This window comes from Mucilaginibacter tolerans (assembly GCF_030519375.1).
Taxonomy (GTDB): domain Bacteria; phylum Bacteroidota; class Bacteroidia; order Sphingobacteriales; family Sphingobacteriaceae; genus Mucilaginibacter.
Genome location: NZ_JAUMKB010000022.1, coordinates 31,669 through 54,720 on the forward strand (window position 1 = coordinate 31,669; position 23,052 = coordinate 54,720).

The following is a 23,052-nucleotide window of genomic DNA, read 5'->3' on the forward strand; positions in this document are numbered from 1 at the left end:
TTCATGCTTTGGATTTTATTTGTGACAAAATAGATATTAAATGTTTTGAGTGCAAATTTTGTTTAATTATTCGTTAGATGATACGACTATTGAATTGTTACGATGTAATGTGTGAAAATTGACATGTTGTGATTGTGCTTGTTTTTGCGACTTGTCAATCAGGAAGTTTGAATTGGTATTGTCGATAATCAACGAATGGTAATCATAGTTCTTATTGTTAAAATTGAGATCAGCGTCCGAACTGCCAGAACCAGATAGGTATAAATAGTCGATCTTCAATTTTTGTGATAATCCTGCATCAGCCAGGGTTTGGCTTTTTTGAAAAATGATCTTTTTCGTTGAGTTCGTCATGTTTTAAGGGGATGTTCCACCCTCAACAGAATGATATGCTGAAAATCAATATTCCGCCAACCCATTTTAATTTGTGAAGATTAAGTTTTTTATAAATCAAGTTTAGGCTGATAAACAGCACATTCAAACTCCCGAGTAGAATCGCTAGAAACGTAAAAGAAAATATAGGAAAATAAATACCTAAACCGATTCCAGCTAAAAAGTGGAGTAATAATATCGCAAATGGAATTTCGCCTTTGTGAGCGGCTATCATATCAATTTTACAGGTTCAGGTACTGATGATGATCAGCACAAAAAATCTGGAAATAAAGATAGGATTTCAAAGAGAAAAAATCTTTAAAAAAGATAATAGTTCGCTAAAATTGGGATTATAATTGTTCGCGGACTTCCAGCAGGAATTTTTTGATGCTTTCAAGCGAATCAACAACACGCTGATGGTCTTTGGATTCATCCATGTTTTTCTTCAGGTGTTCACGCGCGCCATTAATGGTATAGCCTTTATCCCTTACTAAGTGGAAAATAATACGCAGGTGTTCTATATCCTCAGGAGTGAAATAGCGGTTGCCTTTTTTGTTCTTTTTGGGCTGTAATACATCAAATTCTTTTTCGTAGAATCTGATCAATGACTGATTTACGTCAAAAATAGCAGCTACCTCACCCATGGTGTAGTACATTTTACTAATCTCGTGCTCTTTGTAAGGCATAGTCCAAAATTAATTTCAATTTTTCTTTTTAACGCACAATCAGCTAAGAAAGTTCTATAAAATCACAAAGTGTGGAAAAGTTTTTATTCTTTTAATCCTTGTAACGTGCTCATTCTCATAATAAAGTGATTAGAGGGCATGTTTTCGCACTTTGAGGCGAATAATTAACTTTGCGAACTATTTAACATTTCATGACTTCTTCAGAGATACGTAAGGCTTTTTTGGACTTTTTTGCTTCCAAAGGGCACACCATAGTGCCATCGGCTCCTATTGTTATTAAAAACGACCCGACACTGATGTTTACCAACGCTGGGATGAACCAGTTTAAAGATATTTTTCTGGGTGAAGCACCAGCCAAGTACCCTCGTGTGGCAGATACTCAGCGTTGTCTGCGTGTTTCTGGCAAGCATAATGACCTGGAAGAAGTGGGTATCGACACTTATCACCATACCATGTTCGAGATGCTGGGCAACTGGAGCTTTGGCGACTATTTTAAAAAGGAAGCCATTGCCTGGAGCTGGGAATTGCTGACCGATGTATATAAAATTGACAAAGACCGCCTGTACGTAACCGTTTTTGAGGGAGACGAAAAAGAAGGGTTACCAAAAGACCAGGAAGCCTATGATTTCTGGGCGCAGTATATTGCCGAAGACCGCATCCTGATGGGAAACAAAAAGGATAATTTCTGGGAAATGGGCGAAACCGGTCCCTGCGGACCATGTTCGGAAATTCATTATGATAACCGCCCCGATGATGAGCGTGCTAAAGTATCAGGTGCAAGCCTGGTAAATGGCGACAGTGACCAGGTGATCGAGATATGGAATAATGTATTCATGCAGTTTAACCGCCTAAAGGATGGCTCATTACAGCCATTGCCAGCCAAACACGTGGATACCGGGATGGGCTTTGAGCGATTGGTGCGTGTACTGCAGGATAAAACTTCAAACTATGATACCGATATTTTTCAGCAACTGATACAATTTATTGCTGAAAAAAGCGGTAAAAAATATAATGCGGCTGCCAAACCGGGTGAAGACGGATGGCATGAGGCTGTTGCCATGCGGGTATTGGCTGACCATGTTCGTGCTGTAAGCTTCACCATTGCAGATGGACAGTTGCCGTCAAACAATAAAGCGGGATATGTAGTTCGCCGGATTTTACGCAGAGCTGTAAGGTATCAGTATCAATATTTAGATATTAAGGAACCTTTTTTAAACCATCTTGTGCCATTACTGGCAAAGCAATTTGAAGGTGTATTCGATGAATTGTGGAGTCAGAAGGATTTTGTGCAAAAGGTGGTGTTGGAAGAGGAAAATTCATTCCTTAGAACATTAGAAAATGGTATAAAGTATTTTGAAGATTATTATGAAAAAGCAGAAAAAGCCGGAATAGGAGGTGATAATCCACGATTAGGGGCTTATCAAGTAATACTTCCTGGACAAAACGCCTTTAAATTATACGACACATACGGGTTTCCAATAGATCTGACAGAATTGATGGTGCGTGAAAAGGGTGGTGAAATTAACATGGCGGATTTCAATAAAGCGCTTCAGCAACAAAAATCACGTTCCCGTGCGGCCACCGCTATTGACACAGGCGATTGGACGGTTATAAAAGACGAAGACACAACCGAATTTACAGGCTATGACGAGACCGAAACCATAGCCCATGTAGTGAAATACCGTAAAGTAACTGCTAAAGGAAAAGAACAATATCAGATTGTATTAGATAAAACGCCATTCTATGCCGAAAGTGGTGGCCAGGTAGGGGATACGGGCGAATTGGTTTTCCCGGATGGAGAAGTAATTAATGTAACCGACACCAAAAAAGAAAATGCGCTGATCGTACATTTTGTAGATAAGCTGCCATCTGAAGAAGCTATTGATGATGTGCTGACAGCCATTGTAGACCCAGCGCGCCGGGCCAATATTATGAGCAATCACTCGGCTACGCACTTATTACATGCTGCTTTGAAGCAGGTATTGGGCAGTCACGTGAACCAGAAAGGCTCATTGGTAAATGACGAATACCTGCGATTCGATTTCTCGCATTTCGCCAAAGTAACCGAGCAGGAACTGGCACAGATAGAGGCAATTGTAAATCAAAAAGTACGTGAGAATATTCCTTTAAAAGAAGAACGTAACGTGGCATACCTGGTAGCTATTAGTAGCGGTGTAACTGCTTTGTTTGGCGAAAAATATGGCGAATATGTGCGCGTGATCACTTTTGATGACAGTTTCTCGAAAGAGCTTTGCGGCGGTACGCATGTAAAAGCTACTGGTAATATCGGTTATTTTAAGATCATAGCTGAAAGCGCTGTGGCGGCAGGTGTTCGCCGTATCGAGGCTATTACAGGTATCGGTGCTGAAAACTATATCAATGAGCAAAGCCTGCTCATCCACCAGCTAAAGGAGTTGCTGAAAAACCCGAAAGATATCGGCAAAAGCATCGAGAGTCTGCTGGATGAAAACAGCAAGCTGAAAAAAGAAATCGAGAAATCGGTTCTCGAAAAATCAGCTGGATTAAAAAATGAATTGGCTAAAAAAGCGCAGCATATTAATGGTGTCAATTTTATCGCTGAAAAAGTGGCTCTTCCAAATGCAGATGCCCTAAAGAATCTGGCTTACCAGTTAAAAGATATGGTTAGTGATCTTTTCCTTGTTCTGGCTGCTGATTTTGAAGGTAAACCGAACATCACCGTCATGATCTCTGAAAATCTGGTAAAAGATAAAGGGCTGAATGCCGGCAACATCGTTCGCGAACTTGCTAAGGAAATTCAGGGCGGTGGCGGCGGTCAGCCATTCTTCGCAACTGCAGGCGGTAAAGATGTTAGCGGATTAGATAAGGTATTAAAGAAGGCCAAAAGCTTTATATAGAACAGAAAAGAGAATAAATAAATGGGTGTCACACTGAGGCACTCGAAGTGTGTGCCTAGGGGCCTTGCCCGCATGCTTCGAGAGCCACAGCATGACACCCGTATTAAGTTATGCTTTAAGCGTAAAGCTGATCGGCAAGGTATACTGAACCCTTACCTTATGCCCATTTTGGATTCCTGGATTCCATTTAGGAGATAACTTCATTACTCTAAGCGCTTCCACCCCGCAGCCGGCACCTGGATCGCGTAGAACTTTAAAAGTGCTGAGAGAACCATCTTTTTCCACTATAAAGGACACAAAAACCTTACCCTCTATTTTCTTATTACGTGCTTCAGCAGGGTATTTAATGTTTTGCTGTAGAAATTTATAAAATATATCTACTCCCCCGGGATAGTTTGGCGCATGCTCAACCGCGGTGAATATTCGAGTATCTTTTTGCTGCGGTGGAAGTATTGTTTTCTCTGATGAGATGACTGTTTCGTTTTTAGCAATGGTTGCTGAAGACAGCGTTAACATCAACACAAATAAAGGCACAGCGAGCAGATACTTTAATAGCGCGCTTTTTTGCGATTTATTTTTTTGGATCATCATAATGCGTTGTTTTAATAATTTTTGATTGAAAAATGAATTAACTAAGTTATTTATAGGTGTTTCAAACGTTTGACTGACTAAAAGTATGGCATAGTCCTTTTTACTGCCAGAAAGCTTCAAAGCGCCTTCATCAGCAATAAACTCGTGTACATTTTTCAATTCTTTTCTGAATAAGTACACCAAGGGATTAAACCAGTTGAAAACAATCACGATCTCCATGTATAACACATCTGCTGAATGCCATTGAGCAGCATGGATATTTTCATGCTCGCATATAAGTTGACTGGCCGAATTACTATCGCTCACATATATCTTCTTGAAAAATGAATAGGATGACTGGCCATCTGATTTAAAAATGATCTTTTTAACAGCCAATAACCTGATAAGAAGATGCAAAGCAAAAACTACAATCCCCGCGTAATATGCCCATGATGCAAACTGAAAAAATGTAAAATGGGATGCATCCGCCTGTCCGGTCGCAAATACCTCAATTGGATTGCCTATAACGGAATATTTTATCTGTTCGGCAATAGCAGATTCTCCAAACCAATTGGTGTGAATAAGCGGCAGGATAAATGACAGGAGCAGGGATGATAATAAGTAGATTCTGTTTATCAGAAAAAATGTCTCATTCTTCAACAGAAGTACATATAATCCAAAGAATGCGCTAAGGAATAGGTTTGCCAAAACTATATATTGCAGGGGGTTCATAGGCGCTAAGGTTAATAATTAAGTTTTTAGTTATACTAAGTTAAAGAGTTGTTATGACATTTATAACTAAATATTTAGTTTGAGTGAATATTTTATTTTAATCAGTTGATTATGTGTGTATAACGATAAACATAGTTTTCAAATTGCAGTGAATAATCATAAAAAAGCAGGTTCAGCCTATAAGATAAGCTTTATTGCCTATGTATTTTATAGTTTTAACTATATTTGACGCTTGCCGTTAATTTGGTATTAAAATATTGATCAAGAAATTCTATCTGGGAAGATGAAAGACAAATATGAGCTGGTGGTAGGTTTGGAAGTGCATGCTCAGTTATCTACATTAAGCAAAGCCTTTTCTTCGGATTCAGCAGCATTTGGTGCCGGTCCTAATGAACATATCAGCCCGATTTCGCTGGGCCATCCGGGTACATTACCACGCATTAATAAGCGCATGGTTGAGTATGCCGTTAAAATGGGTCTGGCTTGTAATTGTAGCATCAACCTCAATAATACATTTGCCCGTAAGAATTACTTTTATGCAGATCTGCCTAAAGGATACCAGATTACGCAGGATCAATCCCCGGTGTGTTTAGGCGGATACGTTACCGTACGCCTGTCTGACGGTACTCAGAAAGATATAGCCATTCATCATATCCACATGGAAGAGGATGCAGGTAAAAGTATGCACGATCAGCATCAAGCCGATTCATTGATTGATTTGAACAGGGCAGGGGTACCATTGATCGAGATCGTATCAGAACCAGATATCCGCAGCAGTGAGGAAGCCGGACAATACTTGACTGAGATACGTAAACTGCTTCGCTACCTTGATATTTGCGACGGTAATATGGAAGAAGGCAGCATGCGTTGTGATGCCAACATTTCAGTGAGATTAAGAGGAAACACCATTTACGGGAATCGGTGTGAGGTGAAAAATCTTAACTCTATTCGTAATGTTCAGCGGGCTATTGATCATGAATTTGAGCGCCAGGTTAAGATAATTGAGAAGGGTGGCCATATAGAACAAAATACACTAAACTTTAATGCAGATACAGGCGAGACCTCTGTTTTACGCTCAAAAGAAATGGCAAACGATTACCGCTATTTTCCAGAACCTGATCTGCAGCCTTTATTTCTGAATATCGAATTTGTAAACAAGATAAAGGAAGAATTACCGGCATTGCCAAATGAACTTTATAACAAGTGTATCTCAACGCTTGGTTTACCTGCTTATGATGCTTCTGTAATTACTGCGGACAGAGAGTTTGCTTTGTATTTTGAAGAGCTGATCAAACATACCGGAAACTATAAATCAGCATCAAACTGGTTGATGGGCTCAGTAAAATCATATCTGAATGAAAATGGCATAAGTATTAATGAGTTCACCATCAAGCCTGCTAATTTAGCCTTGCTTATAGTGTTGATTGAGTCGGGCCAGGTTAATAATTCGGTAGCATCGCAAAAGCTATTCCCTGCTATGATCAATGATCCCGAAAAAGGACCTGATCAATTAGCTAAAGAACTGAACCTGTTGATCACCGCCGATGTAGACGATGTGTACCAATTTATAAACGAAGCTATAGCCAAATTCCCGGATAAAGTGATTGAATACCGGAAAGGGAAGAAGGGGGTTTTGGGATTATTTATGGGTGAGATCATGAAACGGTCAAAAGGTAAAATTGACCCGCAGAAAACTAACCAGTTATTGATAAAAGAATTAGAATCGAAATAATGAAGAATCGTTTTATTGTTTATTGTTGTATTGTGGGATTGATGGGAATAATCAGTTCTTGTAAAGACAAGTCAGCATTTACTCTTTCAGGAACTATCAAGAATCCGGGGCCAGTAAAAAAGGTATACCTTTTTCAAGCTGATAGTGCTGGTTTGACAATGGTAGATTCGACTAATTTGAGCGAAAATGGGAAATTTGAGTTCAAGCGGTCGTCGCCTTATCAAAACCTGTTCGATGTACGCACAGGTAAAACTGCCGTTTTTGATGTGATTGCCAAAAACGGTGATGACATTTCTTTCTCGACCGATTTGGCGGATACTACAAGAAAGTATACGGTTACTGGTTCAGATGATTCAGAAAAGATCAAGCAGTTTAACCAGATCGATAATGTATATAATAAGCAAATTGCGATCCTTACCGAACAATATCGTCAAGAGGCACAAAAGATAGGCCGTGAGTCGGATTCACTTATCAAAGTCTACCGTCCAAGGCTCGAAAAGCTGCTGAATGATCAAAGCCAGGCTGTACTGAAATTTGCCAATGACAACAGTGGCTCGCTTGCAGGTTTTTTTGCGATCACGGGCGTAGATCCCAACAGGTACGAGCAACAACTGGTAGCTTATGCAGATAATGTCCAGGCGAAAAATCTCTTCAGTGATAACCCTGCGGTGAAACGTTTTGTTCGTAACATGATGGAGGTAAAGCCGATCTCAGTAGGCCATAAAGCCCCTGATTTTACAACGACAGGGCTCGATGGAAAACCTGTTAAATTATCCGATTATAAAGGTAAGTACGTGTTGGTTGATTTCTGGGCATCCTGGTGTGCACCTTGTCGCCAGGAAAATCCGAATGTCGTAAAACAGTACGAGCGCTATAAAAATAAAGGTCTTAATATACTGGGTATATCATTGGATGTAGATAAAGGCAAGTGGCAGCAAGCTATTGATCAGGATAAACTTTCATGGAGCCATGCTTCTGATTTAAAGAACTTTGAGGGGCCAACTGAAAGGCTCTATCATATAAATGCGATCCCTTCAAATTTTATGATTGATCCTCAGGGAAATATAATTGCCAAGAATATTACCGGAAGCGATCTTGAAGATTTCTTAAACAAAACGTTTAATAAGCCTCAATAATAAGTTAAGATAAGGTAACACTTAACAATTTGTTAACAACTACGTAACCATTTGCTTTTTTTAAGCTTATATCTTTATGCAAAATTTGTAATATGAGCACATCTACGAAGCAAAAAATTCTTATTGTTGATGACGAACCGGATATTTTAGAGTTGATAGAATATAATTTAAAGAAGGAAGGGTATCAGGTTTATACCGCAAGAAATGGCCAGGAAGCTGTTTCTGAGGCTAAAAAAGTACTTCCGGACTTAATTGTGCTGGATATTATGATGCCAAAAATGGATGGCATTGAGGCTTGTCGCATTATGCGTACCATGCCCGAGTTCAAAAATACTTTTATGGTGTTTTTGACTGCCCGCAGTGAAGAATACTCAGAGATTGCTGGTTTTAATGTAGGTGCAGATGATTACATCGCCAAACCTATTAAGCCTCGCGCGCTGGTTAGCCGTATCAATGCGATCTTAAGAAGAAATGCTCCTGCTGAAGAAGTAACCGATAACAAACTTGAAATTGGCGGCCTTACCATAGACCGTGAAGCCTACCTGGTTTACCAGAACGGTGAAAAGGTTGTATTGGCTAAGAAAGAATTTGAATTATTATACTTGTTAGCGTCGAAACCCGGAAAGGTTTACACCCGCGAGGTAATACTAAAAAATATTTGGGAAGATTCGGTAGTGGTAACCAACCGTACTATCGATGTCCACATCCGTAAGCTGCGCGAAAAACTCGGAGACGATATCGTTTCGACGGTAAAAGGCGTCGGATATAAATTTGAAGGATAGTAAAAATGCCCCGCAACCCCGGGGCATTTTTACTTATAAAGTATTTAAGCGGTTGTTTTTTTTATGGCCGCAGTCTTTTTGGCGGCTGATTTCTTTACCGCTGTGTTTGCTGCTTTTGCCTTGGCTTCTATTTCCTTAGTCTTTTGAGCCGTTTTCGACTTTACATTAGCCACAACCTTTTTAGCCTTAGAGGTTTCGTCAGCTGCCTTTGCCTTAATCTGCTTTATTTTAGTGTCCGCTTTAGTTTTCACATCAGCTGCTGCTGCCTCTGCTTTGGCTTTTACTATTCTTGATTTTGCAGCCACCTTCTTTTTGTCGGTAACTGGTTTCCCGGCCACCGTTTTCTTTTCGGTTGTTACTTTGTCTTTTATATGTTCTATCGTATCGGCAGTTTTATCTTTTATTCCCTCGGCTGTATCTTTAGTACCATCCCATAGATGTTCTATGGTTTCTTTGACCTTCTCGAAAAATCCCTTTTCTTCAGGTCCGGTTGAGTTTGTGCTCATGTTTTTGTAGTTAGATGTTAATGTTTTTCACTTGCTTAACCACTGGCTTGCAATGTTTGTTTTATTACTAGCTCATAAGCGTGCACCCTTTCGGTATTTCTATTAATAAGCGTATTTTTGCCGGCTATGAAGTTTCCGAAGTTTGCCGACCTGATATTGTTTGAGAATGAAGATGTGATCGTGGTAAATAAGCCGCCTTTTTTAAGTTCGCTGGATGAACGTGAAGGCGGAGAGATCAATTTGCTGCGCATGGCAAAGGCATACTCAGAGGATGCGCAGATATGTCACCGTTTGGATAAGGAAACTTCAGGTGCGCTAATCATCGCAAAAAATCCGGAAGCTTATCGAACCGTTTCCATACAGTTTGAGAAAAGGCAGGTTAAGAAAGTATATCACGCTATTATTGAAGGCACCCATGTTTTCGAAAACTTGCTGGTTGACCTCCCGATATTGAATGTTGGTAAAGGAAACGTAAGCATCAGCAGACAAGAAGGTAAGCGCGCCGAAACATGGTTTCAATCACTAAAATACTTTAAACATTATACTTTGGTTGAATGCCGCCCTGTGACAGGTCGTATGCACCAGATCCGTATTCATCTGGCCTCACAGCGTGCCACGATAGCTGGAGATGAAATGTATCGCGGCAAGCCGGTTTTCCTATCGGAGATCAAGCGCAAATACCATTTAGGCAAAGACCAGGAAGAGCAACCGATTATGAAGCGATTTGCGCTGCATGCCTACGAGGTAAGTTTTAAATTATTAGATGGCAAGGAAGTTACTATTCACGCGCCATACCCTAAGGATTTAGAGACCTTGTTGAAGTTGCTGGAGAAGTTTGATAGTTAGTGATCGGTGCCCGGGTATTAGTTATCAGTCTTTTTCGAACAGTAAATAGTGCTGAATAGGTAAAAACTCACCATCTTCAATCAAATGAAAACCGTTTGCACTTAATTCTTTGTTAGCCTGTTTTACGGTCATTTTGTGTAACGGTTTTATGTCTACTTTAGGGTCTTCAGCGCGATATTCAAGCAATAATAGTTTGCCTTTGGGTTTTAATGATTTACGGATGTTTTGAAGCATTTCGTGGGGATAACTTAATTCATGGTAAACATCCACCATTAAGGCTAGATCAATACTATTCGCAGGCAATTCTGGCGATTTTTCATTGCCTTTAACAATAATGACATTCATCGCTGCCAGCTGACCCGCTTTATTTTTGAGATAATTTACCGCATCGTCTTGTATTTCTTCGGCGTATATTTTCCCTTTGGTTATCCGGTTGTAGATTTTGAAGGTATAATAACCTGTACCTGCGCCAATGTCAGCCACAACGCTGTTTTCGTTTATGGGAAGTTTGGAAACAGTCAGATTTGAATTCTCCTCGATCTGGCGATTATTTCGTTCTAGCCAGGCCGATCCGCTGAAATCCATTATATGGGCTATTTCGCGGCCAAAATAGAATTTGCCTGTACCGCCATCCGAAGCAGTTTTATAGGTATAAATGCTATCGTCCTTCTGTTGAGATCTGGGGTTTGATACGGAACAGAGCAGGGGTATAAGCACCAAAAAAGCCGATCCGATTTTAAGCATAATAACTTAACAGCGGTCGGCTTAATAAGTTTATGAAATAATCTCAGGTGGTATAGCCTAATATCTTCAGTACTTGTTTACTATTTTGTTCTTCGCCGAATACTTCGAAATTGAAAGTCTCATCGCGGTTGCGACGGATGATAACGTGCTTAGGCGACGGCAGCAGGCAATGGTGAATACCACCATATCCGCTTAAAACCTCTTGGTAAGCCCCGGTATTAAAGAAGCCCAGGTATTGCACTTTACGTGTTTTAGGCATAAATACACTATTCATGTGTGCTTCCTGGTTGTAATAGTCCTGGCCGTCGCAAGTAATACCGCCAAGGTTTACACGCTCATATTCTGAGTCCCAGTTGTTTACCGGCAACAAAATATACTTTTGATTCAGTGCCCAAACATCGGGAAGATTGGTAATAAATGAACCATCCAGCATTAGCCATTTCTCGCGGTCATTTTGTTGTTTACGACCGAGCACTTTATATAAAATTCCTGAAGCTTCGGCACAAGTATATTTTCCAAACTCAGTAATGATATCTGGTTCCTCGGTATCGTTGTCGGCGCAAATTTCTTTGATACGGCTAACGATCTCGTTGATCATGTATTCATAATCAAAATCGAATACCAATGAATCTTTAAAAGGCATGCCTCCGCCAATATCCAAAGTGTCCAGATCGGGGTTGATCTTTTTAAACTTGCAATACAGGGTTACATATTTTTCCAACTCGTTCCAGTAATACGGCGTATCCGAAATACCGGAGTTGATAAAGAAGTGCAGCAGTTTTACTTTGAAGTTCGGATTTGGTTCGATCTTGTTATAATAAAAATCGATAATATCCTCCATGCGTATACCTAAACGAGACGTATAGAACTGCGAATCAGGCTGCTCCTCAGCCGCTATGCGTATACCAAGGTTACAAGGAGTATCCATCTCGATCTCATCATCATAGATGTTAAACTCTTCCTTATTATCCAATACCGGGATGATGTTTTTGAATCCATCATGCAGCATATCAACAATATAGGTTTTGTACTGGAAAGTTTTAAAACCGTTGCAGATAACGGTCATATCTTTAGTTAGTGCGCCCTTTTTCTCTAATGCATCGATCATTGGCATATCGAATGCTGAAGATGTTTCCAGGTGGATATCATTTTTCAGCGCTTCTTCAACAATATGTTTAAAGTGAGAGCTTTTTGTGCAATAACAGTATTTATAGCTACCACGGTAATTGTTTTTTACAATCGCCTGCTGAAATAACAGTTTTGCCTGCTGTATCTTTTTGGATACCATAGGCAAATAAGTGAAACGAAGCGGTGTGCCATACGTTTCGATCATCTCCATCAAATTCAGATCATTAAAATATAACTCATCATCAATGATCTCGAACCCATCCTGCGGAAAACCTACACTCAGATCAAGAAATTCCTGGTAACTCTGCATTCTTAAAAATTTTGCCAAAAATGTAATTTTTTAACGAGATATATACATCAATTTGTGATTTAAAAGATTTTTAATAAATATTTTACCTTAATATCATATTCGGTTTAAAAATCTTATAAATTATGTGGTAAATGCACTTCGGCCATCATGCAGCGGGCGCTGCCTCCGCCATTATTTTCTATGGTACTGATGTCAGAATAAAGCGGTTTGCTAAACGAACTTAAAATAGATTTTTGCTCATAATTGAGCGAATCCCAGGCACTTTTGGACATCACCAGAAGACTTTCTCCGGACTTATTTTGAACCTCAAGCATATTACCGGCAAAATGGTTCATCTGATCGAAGGAAATATCTACTACTTGCTTTTGGGTTGATCGGAATGACTGGGTCACTGTGGCCTTTTCTGTTTCATCTTTGATGCTATCCAGACAGATCACCGCATAGCTGCTGCCGATGCACATCAATACATTGGTATGGTAAATATCCATGCCATTTCGGTCGATAGCGTGGAAAATCACAGGCTTGTAACCACTGTCCTTGCAGAATTCCTCAAGCACTTCCTTATCAGTGCGTGGCGATAAGCAGGCATAGGCGATTTTATTTTCACGATCGAGTACCATGCTGCCTGTTCCTTCCAGAAACTTATTCTCATGCTCAAAATGGCTTAGGTCGATCACATGCTTTACCTTAAACTCATCTTCCAGCTGGGTGATAATGTCTTCTCTGCGCTCCAGTCGGCGGTTTTCAGCCATCATCGGATAAAGAAAAACGGTGCCATCATTATGGAATGATACCCAGTTATTTGGAAAGATGGAGTCCGGGGTATGCGGCTTAGTTGTATCATCGATCACGATTACTTCAACGCCATTTTCACGCAGTAGGCTAACAAAGCGATCAAATTCCTCCAGAGCCTTATCCTGTACTCGTTGCTGTTCAGCATTTCTGTTCTGGAAAGCGTTGCTTCCGGCAGTTTGCTCGTTAAACACAAAGTTTACCGGGCGGATCATTAATATGGTAGATGTTGTCTGTTGGTTAGTCATTGGTCATTAGTCATTGGTGAATGTCGTTAGTCATTGATCACTAGTCATCCGCTCTTTTCTAATGACTAATGACCAGTGATCAATGACTACAATATTTTATCCCGCAATAGCGGCATGCTCATACAATGGAAACCACCGCGGGCACGGGAAAGTTCCGACGAAGGCATTAATATCAATGTATCCTTCAGATCGTGCGGATCGATCTCGCCATTCTCAAACTTTTGCAGCAGGTCAGCCACTTTCACAATCTCAAACCCTTTTTTCCTGAAAGCCTCTACGGTTTTATCATTACGGTCATAACCTAATACCACGCCTTCTTTTAAAGCCAGCAAGTTGCAGGAGTCGGTCCATTGCTCGCGGGCATCAAAAGGGAATTTGTCATTGCCCGAATAAATAAATTTGGTTTTTTTGCCGCTTTGCAGGTCATTTTCGCTGATATCGCTTAGCAATTCTTCCAGGCTCTTAAATATTCGTGGTTTGGTTCTGTCTTTTTCAAATTGGATAATATCCGTTTTATCCTTCTGTTTTTTTTCAGTGAACCATTTTACCACGTTGGTTTCTTCTTCCTGAATTTCCAATGCCGAAAGAGAACCCAGCATCACCCACACGTTGCGTTTTACTTGCGTAAAGATCGTATCAATGTGCATGTAATCACGCTTATGAGGAATCTTTACGATGGTGACTTTCTTCACCACATCGTTCTCAAAAAGCAGCTTCATCGCCTCATTGGCTCCGCTTATCGAGGTACGTTCACTGCAACCGATCAATAAATGATTAGGGCTAACCATCATTACATCACCGCCTTCCAGTGTGGTTTTTTCTTCCTGCTCTTCGCCAGGGCGTAAGAAATGGTGCACGGTCTCTGGTATCTCGAGGATATTGCCCTGATATTTAGCAAAAAGCGGGTGATTGAAGAAAATATATCGCGCTAACAGAGTTTCCCTTGCACGGGCTTTTTTTGCAGGCTTGTTCAGCAGCATATGATCATTAATAGCGATGCCAATGTCCCTCGAAAATATCAGGTTGGGGATGGGGGCGAAGATCATTTCATCATTGCCCAAAGATCCCGAGATAAATATTTTAGCCAGTTCAATAGCCTTGGTATTGATTAACTTTTGCTGAAGACGATAGGTGCAACCTTCAATAGCACAAACAGAGGCCACCAGTTTTTTGCGAATATCATCCTCAATCAAAATATCTGCCAGCAGATTTTGCAGTTCGATCACTTTGGTCGATGCATGGAAGCTTTCGTTATCAGGTTTAAAAAAGGCACGGTCGTGTTCTTTTGAGTCGATCTCTTTCAATCTGCCTTTTATTTTATCCGGATCGAGGAAATACATGAGCAGTTTTACGTAATAGTCATACTCATTGCGGCGCATGGTATCCAGGTGCACAATATCTTCAAACAGCCAATCCTGCGCTTTTGAGGGTACTACTTTTCCTAATCCACTGTCGGGACTATGTATTAACAAGCAACGCAGGTCGCCTATTTCGGACGTTACATCGATACGAAATTCATTATTCTTTTTGGTCATAAATAATTACGAGAATAGCAAAGCTATACTTTTTAGTTCATAGTTGATAGTTCATAACCCATAGTTAGGAAAACCATGAACTATCGGCCACGAACTACCAACCAATTTATTAATTTTGGCGAATGGATTTTATAATTGAAGCCGCTGTTAAAGCAGTTAAAACCCTATACCAAACAGAATTGAATGACGCAGACGTAAACCTGCAGCCAACCCGTAAGGAATTTGAAGGACAAATAACTATCGTAACGTTTCCGTTTACCAGGTTTTCACGTAAATCGCCAGAGCAAACCGGCGCCGAAATAGGAGAGGTTCTGAAGAACGATGTGAAAGAAATCGCCGGTTTCAATGTGATCAAGGGATTTTTGAATATTTCGCTGGCAGACAGCTATTGGGTCGATAAATTCTATAATGAAATTCTGCCTGATGATTTTGCTGATTATAAACCAAATGGCAAAAAAGTGATGGTGGAATACTCATCACCCAATACGAACAAACCACTCCATTTAGGCCACGTGCGTAATAATCTGTTGGGTTATTCTGTTGCGGAAATATTAAAGGCTGATGGCTACGATGTGATCAAAAGCAATTTGGTGAACGATAGGGGGATCCACATTTGCAAATCCATGCTGGCCTGGCAAAAATTCGGCAATGGTGAAACCCCTGAATCGACCGGAGAAAAAGGCGATCATTTAGTTGGTAAATACTATGTACTTTTCGATAAGGAGTACAAAAAACAAATAGACGAGCTCAAATCATTTGGACAAACAGAAGAGGAAGCCAAAAAGAATGCGCCCATCATCAAAGAAGCACAGGAGATGCTGCAGCAATGGGAGGCTGGAAATGAAGCAGTAATCAACCTGTGGAAGACGATGAACCTGTGGGTTTATGACGGTTTTGGTAAAACTTACGAAGCTTTAGGCGTCAATTTTGATAAATTTTATTACGAATCGGAAACTTATTTATTAGGAAAAGATATCGTTGAAGAAGGACTTGAAAGAGGTGTGTTTTTTGAAAAGGCAGACGGTTCGGTTTGGATAGACCTGACTGCCGACGGTTTGGATCAGAAACTGGTACGTCGTTCCGATGGTACGTCAGTTTATATGACCCAGGATTTAGGTACTGCCGAGGAGAAATATAAAAATTTTCACATGGATGAGTCCATCTATGTAGTAGGTAACGAGCAGGATTACCACTTTAAAGTGCTATTCCTGATTCTGGAGAAACTGGGTAAATCATGGGCAAAAGGATTGTACCATTTATCGTATGGTATGGTTGACCTGCCGTCCGGTAAAATGAAATCGCGTGAGGGAACGGTAGTTGATGCTGATGACCTGATCGCCGAAATGGAGCAAACCGCCAAAGAACAAACTGAAGCTTTAGGGAAAGTTGAAAACTATAGTGAAGCCGAAAAGACCGAGCTTTATCACACTATCGGCATGGGGGCATTAAAGTATTTCTTACTGAAAGTTGATCCTAAAAAGCGTTTACTGTTCGATCCAAATGAATCAGTGGATTTCCAGGGGCATACAGGTCCGTTTATTCAATATACACATGCACGTATCCGTTCAGTATTGAGCAGGGCTGAGGGATTTGGTAATCAAAAAATAAGTATTGAATTATTAGATGTTGTGGAAAGGGATTTAATATTGATTCTAAGTCAATTCCCAGAAACTATATCACAGGCTGCATCTTCACATAGCCCGGCCGTGATTGCCAACTATGTATACGAAGTAGCCAAGGCCTTCAATAAGTTTTATCACGAAAAATCGATTCTACAGGCTGAAGATGAAACCTCTAAGCAATTTCGTTTACAGCTGTCATCTGCAACAGCGCGTGTGATAAAAAAGGCGATGAGATTATTAGGAATTGAAGTTCCGGAAAGAATGTGATTTCGATTTATAATTACAAAAAAGCGGTTTGCATATTTGATGCAAACCGCTTTTTCTATTTAGAAAGGTCTAAAGTCCCAACTGAGAACTGCCAACTGATTATTGCCAGTGGCCTCTGTTCCAACGATAACCGTGGTTGTTGTGCTCCCAGTTGCCTTTAACCCAGGCACGGTTTGCCCGTCCCCTGGTCCAATGACCGCGGTTATGTACGTAATGCCCACCGCTGTATACCCAATCACCTTCAATCCATATAGCGCCTGTAAAGGGCGGTGGTCCCGGGTCATAATATACATCGGCTGGTTGATCGTAAACATAATATTCGCCTGCGCATGAGGTCAGAAACAGAGATGACCCCATCGCGGCGATCAGCCCTATTTTTATTAAAGTTTTCATCTGTTTTCGTTTTAAATAGGTATAAACTATAAACAGATAAATACAGAAAAGGTTTAATTGTCTTTAAGCTTTGAACTTGGGAGATACTATTAATTCTTTATTTCCGGGTGTATAGGTATAAAAGCCATTGCCTGATTTTACGCCTAAATGTCCAGCTGTTACCATGTTAGCCAACAGGGGGCAAGGGGCGTATTTCTGGTTGCCAAAACCATCATATAATACCTTTAAAATTGCCAGGCAAACATCCAACCCAATAAAGTCAGCCAATTGTAGTGGGCCCATCGGATGCGCCATACCCAGTTTCATTACAGTATCAATTTCAACAACGCCAGCAACGCCTTCGTATAAAGTGTAGACAGCTTCGTTGATCATTGGCATTAAAATACGATTAGCTACAAAGCCTGGGTAATCGTTCACCTCAACAGGGTCTTTTCCCAGGTCACGCGAAAGCTGCATGATGGCATTTGTAGTGATATCACTTGTGGCGTACCCCCGGATTACCTCAACCAGTTTCATTATGGGAACCGGGTTCATAAAGTGCATCCCAATTACCTTATCAGGTCTGCTGGTTGCAGCTGCGATTTGCGTGATTGAAATGGAAGAAGTATTTGATGCCAGTATTGTTTCGGCCTTGCAGAGTTCGCCCAGTTGTTTGAAAAGATTTAGTTTGATTTCTTTATTTTCAGTAGCGGCTTCAACAACCAGGTCAGCATTGATTGCACCAGTTTTCAGTTCAGTATAAGTGGTAATGTTAGAAAGGGTAGAGACCTTTACAAATTCTTCAATTGCTCCTTTTTTGATCTGCCTGTCCAGGTTATTGGTAATGGTTTGCAATGCTTTAGCCAATGACTCACTGCTGATATCAACCAGCGAAACTTTAAAACCATTTTGAGCAAAGGTATGAGCAATGCCATTACCCATAGTTCCCGAACCGATAACCGTAACGTTTTGTATCATAATTGGTGTTTAGAATTATGCTAAGTTGATGCAAATTCTTTACATGGCAAAATATCTGATTATTACAATTCAATATAATTGCCTGCGTTAATTATGGCTTTTTTATCAATCCCATCATATTCCGGGAGATGCCCCAATAGTTTAATCCCTGAGTTTTTTAGAATAAAATCTTCGGAATAATTCTCTTTGGTCCCATTAAAAATAATGCCTCTTAATGGTATACCGTAATTTTTTAATGCATGGATAGATAGCAGGGTATGATTAATGCTACCCAGATAATTTTGAGATACGAGAATCACTTCGGCATCTAGTTTTTTTATCAGATCAATCATCAAAAAATTATTGCTCAAGGGCACCATTAAACCACCAGCACCCTCTACAATTAAGACGTTATTAGTCTGAGGAAGATGGAATCTATCCGGGTCAATCGTTATACCGTCAATTGCAGCGGATTTATGCGGCGAAAAGGGTTGTGTAAGACGATAACTTTCAGGGTGAATTTTAGTAACCGTATTTGATATCAGGTTTTTTATCGATAGAGAGTCGCTCTTATCCAGGTCGCCGGATTGGATAGGTTTCCAATAGTCGGCCTTTAATTTTTCAACCAGGACGGCAGATACAACAGTTTTGCCAATGCCAGTACCGATGCCGGTAACAAACAGAGGGTTTTTAGAGGTCATAGTGTATATTGATGTAAAATTTCCGAGAGCAAAGTTATTTCAATATCAGAATTAAAGGAATGCAAACATATTCGTAATCGTTCGCTCCCTTTAGCAACCGTAGGATTCAGAATAGGGCGGACATCCAGACCTGCGCTTTGTAATTCACTTGCTATTGTTTTCGCCTTTTGATTATTGCCAACAACCAGGCATTGAATAGATGAATCGCTCGGCAATAAATCACCCTTTGCACCCACTATCAGCTTTTTAAATAATTGAATATTGCTGCGCACTTTTTCAATCTCATTAGTGGCCTGTGGTAGCATTTTATAAGCCATTCTTACTGATGCGATCTGGTGAAAAGAAGCTGCGGTGGTGTAGATAAAGGACCTTGAAAAATTGATCAGATACTCCCTTAATGTTTTGCTTCCTAACACAACAGCACCATGACAACCCAAAGCTTTCCCGAAAGTTACAACCCTGGCAAATATCTCTTTTTCTAAAGCCAACTTATTTATTAACCCATTGTTATATAGTCCGATAGCGTGCGCTTCATCAACTATTAGTTCAGCATGATATTTTTGGGTAATAGCCAAAATCTCTTTTATGGGCGGTGTATCACCATCCATTGAATAAACGCTTTCAATCACTACATAGCAATTCCCTTTGGCGTGTTTTAGTTTTTCTTCCAGGCTTACCAGATCGTTGTGCCTGAAGGTATATCGGTTAGCATAACTCAGTCTTGCCCCGTCAATAATGGAAGCATGGATCAGTTCGTCCGATATAATGGTATCGCCCCGTTGAAGTAGAGCCGAGAACAAACCGATGTTGGCATCGTATCCTGAATTATAAATCAACCCGGCTTCAGCTTTGTGGTAATCCGCAATTTGTCGTTCTAATGTTTCAGTATAAGTAAGATTGCCTGATAAAAGCCGGGAACCAGTAGAACCATTTAATACACGCTGATTAGCTGCAATCTCATCATCTATCCACTGTTTTAAGGTAGATGAACGTGCAAAGCCGAGATAATCGTTTGAGTAAAAATCGACCAGGTTATTTTCCGGTTTTAAAGTTCGGTAAGAACCATTTTCCCGTCTTTCTTCAAGTCTTTCCCGGATAAATTTTTCTGCAGCACTCAAGGTTAAAAATTTGTGCTAAAATAGAGAAAGCCTCCCGTTAAAGCGGAAGGCTTTCTTCAAAAAATGATTATAGGCACGTTAGTTGCCACCACCCCCACCACCATTTCTCATTCTATTCATTCTTTCCTGCACCAATTTATCATAAGCAGTAGCTTGCTCAGGAGTTAAAAGGGCCTTTATTTTATCATTAGCATCCTTCATCATTGGCATCATGGCCTGCATCATCGCCTGTCTGTCGCCATTAGCAGCCGTTCTTACACTATCCATTTTAGCTGACTGAGCTTTATAAATAGCGGTTATTTTAGATGTCTGATCATCATTTAGTTTAAGTTGCGTTTGCAGTTGCTTAGCCCTTTCTTCGGGGCTTCTCCTCATACCGCCACCTTGTGCACGGCATACCGCTGTAATTCCTATAAGGAAACAGCACATTAAAAGAAATTTCTTCATTTTTCAGTTTTTTAACAATTTGATCTTTTGATAAAGTTAACCGCTAATAGTTTAATTACTATCGTGTAACTTAATTGTTGCCTGGGGAGGAATAGTTGTATTGGTTGTAAAGGTTGAAGTAGTTGTAGAAGTTATAATAGTTGCAGACCCTATAGTTGGCTTAGACAATATTTAATCATTACACATTTTTAACCGTTACAAGCTTTTTAACCACTACAACAACTACAACCAATAAACTAATTATTCTGCTGAAGCTTAGAAATAGAACGCTGCATTTGCGCCATCATGCTTGTCAGGCTTTCCATGGTTGGTTCCGGTGTTGGTTCGGGCAGGTGGGTCGAGATGTATGCTTTTGCTTTCCATATTTCCAGGATATCTTCGCCACTTATTTCGTAAGGCTCATAAACCGGGTTGTCTGATACTAATTTTAGCTTTTTCTGTTCCTTAAATTTCCCGTTCACTCTTTTATATACTACACCTTCAGATTTTGATATGATAACGTAAGTATCACCTGATTTGATGTCTCCCCAGTTCTCAAGGTACTCACCAACGATGATGGTGCCTGATACCAGCGGTAGCATCGAGTCGCCCTTGATCTCAAAAGCACGATAGGTACCTTGTTTAAACATAGGCAGGTAGAATTTTGGTAAAGCAGCAACATATTCCGGATCGGCATAGCCATTTAAATATCCGGCGCTTGCCTTTAACGGCACCAGTTCGATATTTTCGTTATCATCTTTATCTACTGATATACTAAGTATGCGCAGATTGGCAGGATCGCCTTTAGGTTTTGGCGCCCATTTCTCATTTATAGTCTCATTAATAAAGTCATCTATGGTAATGTCAAAAAACGATGCTATTATTTTTAGCAAATCGTATTTCGGTTCTGCTCTTTCTTCCTCATAGGCGCCTACAAGCGACCTTTTTATACCTATCTGGTCTGCAAACTGTTGCTGTGTAAGACCTTTCTTTTTTCTGAGGAATTTAATATTTGATGAAATTATTGACATAAAATTTGCAATTGCTAAAATTATTAGTATTTTTATGCTCATAAAATTAGTAAATATTTTTTAACCAGCAAATTTTTATTTAAATGAAACGCTTTATATATATCATAACTGACAGAAACAGAAACAATTTGCATGTTGGACTATGTTCAGATATTTTGAAGACACTGAATTTTTATCGCGAAATGCCAACCTTATTCTTTGATACAGCCCAGCAACTAAATCGTTTAGTATACTTTGAAGAGATCAATACGGAAGAACAAGCCATGGAGCGTTTTAAATATGTGAGCACATTTACCCGCCCGCAAAAAGAAAAAATGATCAGATCTGTAAACCCTGATTGGGTAGACCTGACCATCGGTTTGAATTTTGAGCACAACACCCGCGCAAGATCAATGATCCGCCCGTCCATCAGTGCTGCACGTAAAATGGTTACTTTTTAATGAATTTCAGTGCGCCGGAGTTCATGCAGTAGCGTTTGCCACCGCGATCTGCGGGACCGTCATCGAAAACATGGCCCAGGTGTAAACCCGTGCTTTTTTCGATCACTTCGTCACGTACCATACCAAAACTGTTGTCCCTCGCTATTTCAACTTTGTTGGGATCAACTGGTTTTACAAAACTTGGCCAGCCTGTATGGCTGTCATATTTGTCATCCGAGCTGAATAAAACTTCACCCGTAGCAGCGCTGACATAAACGCCTTTTTCGTGGTTATTCCAATAGGCATTTTTGTAAGGTGTTTCAGTACCACTTTCGACCATGATTTCATATTGGTTTGGGGTAAGTATCTTTTTCCATTCTGAGGCAGGCTTGCTTAGTTTTCTTTTAGCCTGTGCCATGCCGTTTAAAGTGCCGAATAAAAATAAAGCACTGGCTGTGATTGTAAACAGGGTGATCTTCATACTTAGAATTACGAAAACAGATTTATTGCGGTTTGCTGTTTTCCTGTAATTGTTGTGTCATCTTAGGCATTAACACCTGTGTCACCACATAAAGTATCCCGTTGCCTTGCTCAACATTTAACCGGCTCACTATACTTTGTCCGCCATTCTCATCAGTTAGCACAATATTCCGGTTTTCATTAATCTTTGCCATTAATGTCCGTCCGGATAGAGATGTAAAAGTAGCTTGTCCATTTCCTGCTTTTATTTGCCTTTCTATGTCTTTAGATGTTATCTTTCCTGCAATAGCATGGTATTTGAGCAGGTTGATCAAGTCAGTTTTGTGAGTAGGCAATAATAAGGAATCGATCGTCCCGGCAGGTAGTTTTCCAAAGGCTTTATTGTCTGGTGCAAAAATGGTGATTGGGTTGTCGCCATTGAAAATATTTGTGGTATCAGCTTTTATAATAGAAGCAAGAGTTGAAAAACCAGGTGATGCTGAAATATTCACTTGTATAGTTTTTGAAGGGCTCATTAACGAGCCATCCACATTTCGTGCTTTTGCTGATTTATTTACTACTGAATCCGTTTTTTGAGCCAAAACGATTGAACTGTTGAACGCTATAAAAAGAAACAGGAAGAGTTTGTTCATTATAAAGTTTTGTATCCTTAACTACTGAGACTAAA

23 protein-coding genes are annotated in these 23,052 nt (G+C 40.1%); 7 read left to right on the plus strand and 16 right to left on the minus strand.

From position 1 onward, the window contains the following. Positions 1–66: 66 nt before the first annotated feature. A complete protein-coding gene (locus tag Q3A68_RS21100; protein ID WP_302903123.1) occupies positions 67–351 on the minus strand; it encodes a hypothetical protein in 285 nt (94 codons plus the stop codon). A 368-nt stretch (positions 352–719) separates the two neighbouring features. Continuing rightward, positions 720–1,055 (minus strand): MerR family transcriptional regulator, encoded by a 336-nt coding sequence (locus Q3A68_RS21105; RefSeq protein WP_302903124.1) that lies wholly within the window; start codon positions 1,053–1,055, stop codon positions 720–722. A 191-nt stretch (positions 1,056–1,246) separates the two neighbouring features. Here Q3A68_RS21105 and alaS point away from each other — a divergent pair, with 191 nt between their 5' ends. Next, positions 1,247–3,931 carry an alanine--tRNA ligase gene (gene alaS, locus Q3A68_RS21110; RefSeq protein ID WP_302903125.1) on the plus strand — a complete coding sequence of 895 codons (2,685 nt, stop codon included), beginning with the start codon at positions 1,247–1,249 and terminating at the stop codon, positions 3,929–3,931. A gap of 108 nt (positions 3,932–4,039) precedes the next feature. On the opposite strand, the gene Q3A68_RS21115 is transcribed toward alaS, so the two are convergent. Beyond that, complete coding sequence (locus Q3A68_RS21115) at positions 4,040–5,233, minus strand: M56 family metallopeptidase (protein ID WP_302903126.1); 1,194 nt, start codon at positions 5,231–5,233, stop codon at positions 4,040–4,042. Positions 5,234–5,516: 283 nt separating this feature from the next. Here Q3A68_RS21115 and gatB point away from each other — a divergent pair, with 283 nt between their 5' ends. The 3 genes from gatB (at position 5,517) to Q3A68_RS21130 (ending at position 8,883) form a co-directional block, all read left to right on the plus strand. Next, a complete protein-coding gene (gatB, locus tag Q3A68_RS21120) occupies positions 5,517–6,965 on the plus strand; it encodes an Asp-tRNA(Asn)/Glu-tRNA(Gln) amidotransferase subunit GatB (RefSeq protein WP_302903127.1) in 1,449 nt (482 codons plus the stop codon). After that, positions 6,965–8,101, plus strand: a complete 1,137-nt coding sequence (locus tag Q3A68_RS21125; protein ID WP_302903128.1) for a TlpA disulfide reductase family protein — start codon at positions 6,965–6,967, stop codon at positions 8,099–8,101. The genes gatB and Q3A68_RS21125 overlap by 1 nt, the downstream gene beginning before the upstream one ends. A 92-nt stretch (positions 8,102–8,193) precedes the next feature. Continuing rightward, on the plus strand, positions 8,194–8,883 hold the full coding sequence (locus Q3A68_RS21130) for a response regulator transcription factor (protein ID WP_302903129.1): 690 nt from the start codon (positions 8,194–8,196) through the stop codon (positions 8,881–8,883). A 44-nt stretch (positions 8,884–8,927) separates the two neighbouring features. Here the strand turns inward: Q3A68_RS21130 and Q3A68_RS21135 are convergent, their stop codons facing one another. After that, positions 8,928–9,389 carry a hypothetical protein gene (locus Q3A68_RS21135; protein ID WP_302903130.1) on the minus strand — a complete coding sequence of 154 codons (462 nt, stop codon included), beginning with the start codon at positions 9,387–9,389 and terminating at the stop codon, positions 8,928–8,930. A 126-nt stretch (positions 9,390–9,515) separates the two neighbouring features. On the opposite strand from Q3A68_RS21135, the gene Q3A68_RS21140 reads away from it, so the two are divergent. Beyond that, entirely contained in the window at positions 9,516–10,235 is a 720-nt protein-coding gene (locus Q3A68_RS21140) for an RluA family pseudouridine synthase (protein WP_302903131.1), read from the plus strand. Between the two features lie 24 nt (positions 10,236–10,259). On the opposite strand, the gene Q3A68_RS21145 is transcribed toward Q3A68_RS21140, so the two are convergent. The 4 genes from Q3A68_RS21145 to Q3A68_RS21160 all read right to left on the minus strand — a co-directional run bounded on the left by Q3A68_RS21145 (position 10,260) and on the right by Q3A68_RS21160 (position 14,992). Next, positions 10,260–10,979 (minus strand): class I SAM-dependent methyltransferase, encoded by a 720-nt coding sequence (locus Q3A68_RS21145; RefSeq protein WP_302903132.1) that lies wholly within the window; start codon positions 10,977–10,979, stop codon positions 10,260–10,262. Between the two features lie 43 nt (positions 10,980–11,022). Next, positions 11,023–12,417, minus strand: a complete 1,395-nt coding sequence (locus Q3A68_RS21150) for a type III PLP-dependent enzyme domain-containing protein (RefSeq protein WP_302903159.1) — start codon at positions 12,415–12,417, stop codon at positions 11,023–11,025. A gap of 113 nt (positions 12,418–12,530) precedes the next feature. Beyond that, on the minus strand, positions 12,531–13,457 hold the full coding sequence (gene ctlX, locus Q3A68_RS21155; RefSeq protein WP_302903133.1) for a citrulline utilization hydrolase CtlX: 927 nt from the start codon (positions 13,455–13,457) through the stop codon (positions 12,531–12,533). Positions 13,458–13,543: 86 nt separating this feature from the next. Continuing rightward, a complete protein-coding gene (locus tag Q3A68_RS21160; RefSeq protein WP_302903134.1) occupies positions 13,544–14,992 on the minus strand; it encodes an arginine deiminase family protein in 1,449 nt (482 codons plus the stop codon). Between the two features lie 122 nt (positions 14,993–15,114). Here Q3A68_RS21160 and argS point away from each other — a divergent pair, with 122 nt between their 5' ends. Next, the gene (gene argS / locus Q3A68_RS21165; protein WP_302903135.1) at positions 15,115–16,881 is read left to right on the plus strand and encodes an arginine--tRNA ligase; all 1,767 of its coding nucleotides are present in this window, start codon (positions 15,115–15,117) and stop codon (positions 16,879–16,881) included. A gap of 99 nt (positions 16,882–16,980) precedes the next feature. Here argS and Q3A68_RS21170 read toward each other — a convergent pair whose 3' ends face one another. The 6 genes from Q3A68_RS21170 to Q3A68_RS21195 all read right to left on the minus strand — a co-directional run bounded on the left by Q3A68_RS21170 (position 16,981) and on the right by Q3A68_RS21195 (position 21,486). Then, complete coding sequence (locus Q3A68_RS21170; protein WP_302903136.1) at positions 16,981–17,274, minus strand: hypothetical protein; 294 nt, start codon at positions 17,272–17,274, stop codon at positions 16,981–16,983. A gap of 63 nt (positions 17,275–17,337) precedes the next feature. Next, positions 17,338–18,231 (minus strand): 3-hydroxybutyryl-CoA dehydrogenase, encoded by an 894-nt coding sequence (locus Q3A68_RS21175; protein ID WP_489671739.1) that lies wholly within the window; start codon positions 18,229–18,231, stop codon positions 17,338–17,340. Positions 18,232–18,293: 62 nt separating this feature from the next. After that, positions 18,294–18,911 carry a dethiobiotin synthase gene (bioD, locus tag Q3A68_RS21180; RefSeq protein WP_302903137.1) on the minus strand — a complete coding sequence of 206 codons (618 nt, stop codon included), beginning with the start codon at positions 18,909–18,911 and terminating at the stop codon, positions 18,294–18,296. Beyond that, positions 18,908–20,029 carry an aminotransferase class I/II-fold pyridoxal phosphate-dependent enzyme gene (locus tag Q3A68_RS21185; RefSeq protein ID WP_302903138.1) on the minus strand — a complete coding sequence of 374 codons (1,122 nt, stop codon included), beginning with the start codon at positions 20,027–20,029 and terminating at the stop codon, positions 18,908–18,910. Before Q3A68_RS21185 ends, bioD begins: the two co-directional genes overlap by 4 nt. Before the next feature lie 78 nt (positions 20,030–20,107). Continuing rightward, positions 20,108–20,476, minus strand: a complete 369-nt coding sequence (locus Q3A68_RS21190; RefSeq protein ID WP_302903139.1) for a DUF4890 domain-containing protein — start codon at positions 20,474–20,476, stop codon at positions 20,108–20,110. A gap of 236 nt (positions 20,477–20,712) precedes the next feature. Beyond that, positions 20,713–21,486, minus strand: a complete 774-nt coding sequence (locus Q3A68_RS21195) for an XRE family transcriptional regulator (RefSeq protein WP_302903140.1) — start codon at positions 21,484–21,486, stop codon at positions 20,713–20,715. 83 nt (positions 21,487–21,569) lie between these two features. Here Q3A68_RS21195 and Q3A68_RS21200 point away from each other — a divergent pair, with 83 nt between their 5' ends. Further along, complete coding sequence (locus Q3A68_RS21200) at positions 21,570–21,926, plus strand: GIY-YIG nuclease family protein (RefSeq protein WP_302903141.1); 357 nt, start codon at positions 21,570–21,572, stop codon at positions 21,924–21,926. On the opposite strand, the gene msrB is transcribed toward Q3A68_RS21200, so the two are convergent. Together msrB and Q3A68_RS21210 are read right to left on the minus strand one after the other, a co-directional pair. After that, positions 21,916–22,386, minus strand: coding sequence for a peptide-methionine (R)-S-oxide reductase MsrB (gene msrB, locus Q3A68_RS21205; RefSeq protein ID WP_302903142.1), 471 nt, complete (start codon positions 22,384–22,386; stop codon positions 21,916–21,918). The two genes, Q3A68_RS21200 and msrB, sit on opposite strands and share 11 nt — an antisense overlap. Positions 22,387–22,408: 22 nt before the next feature. Then, positions 22,409–23,017: a fasciclin domain-containing protein gene (locus Q3A68_RS21210; protein ID WP_302903143.1), complete on the minus strand. Its 609-nt coding sequence runs from the start codon at positions 23,015–23,017 to the stop codon at positions 22,409–22,411. Positions 23,018–23,052: the final 35 nt, after the last annotated feature.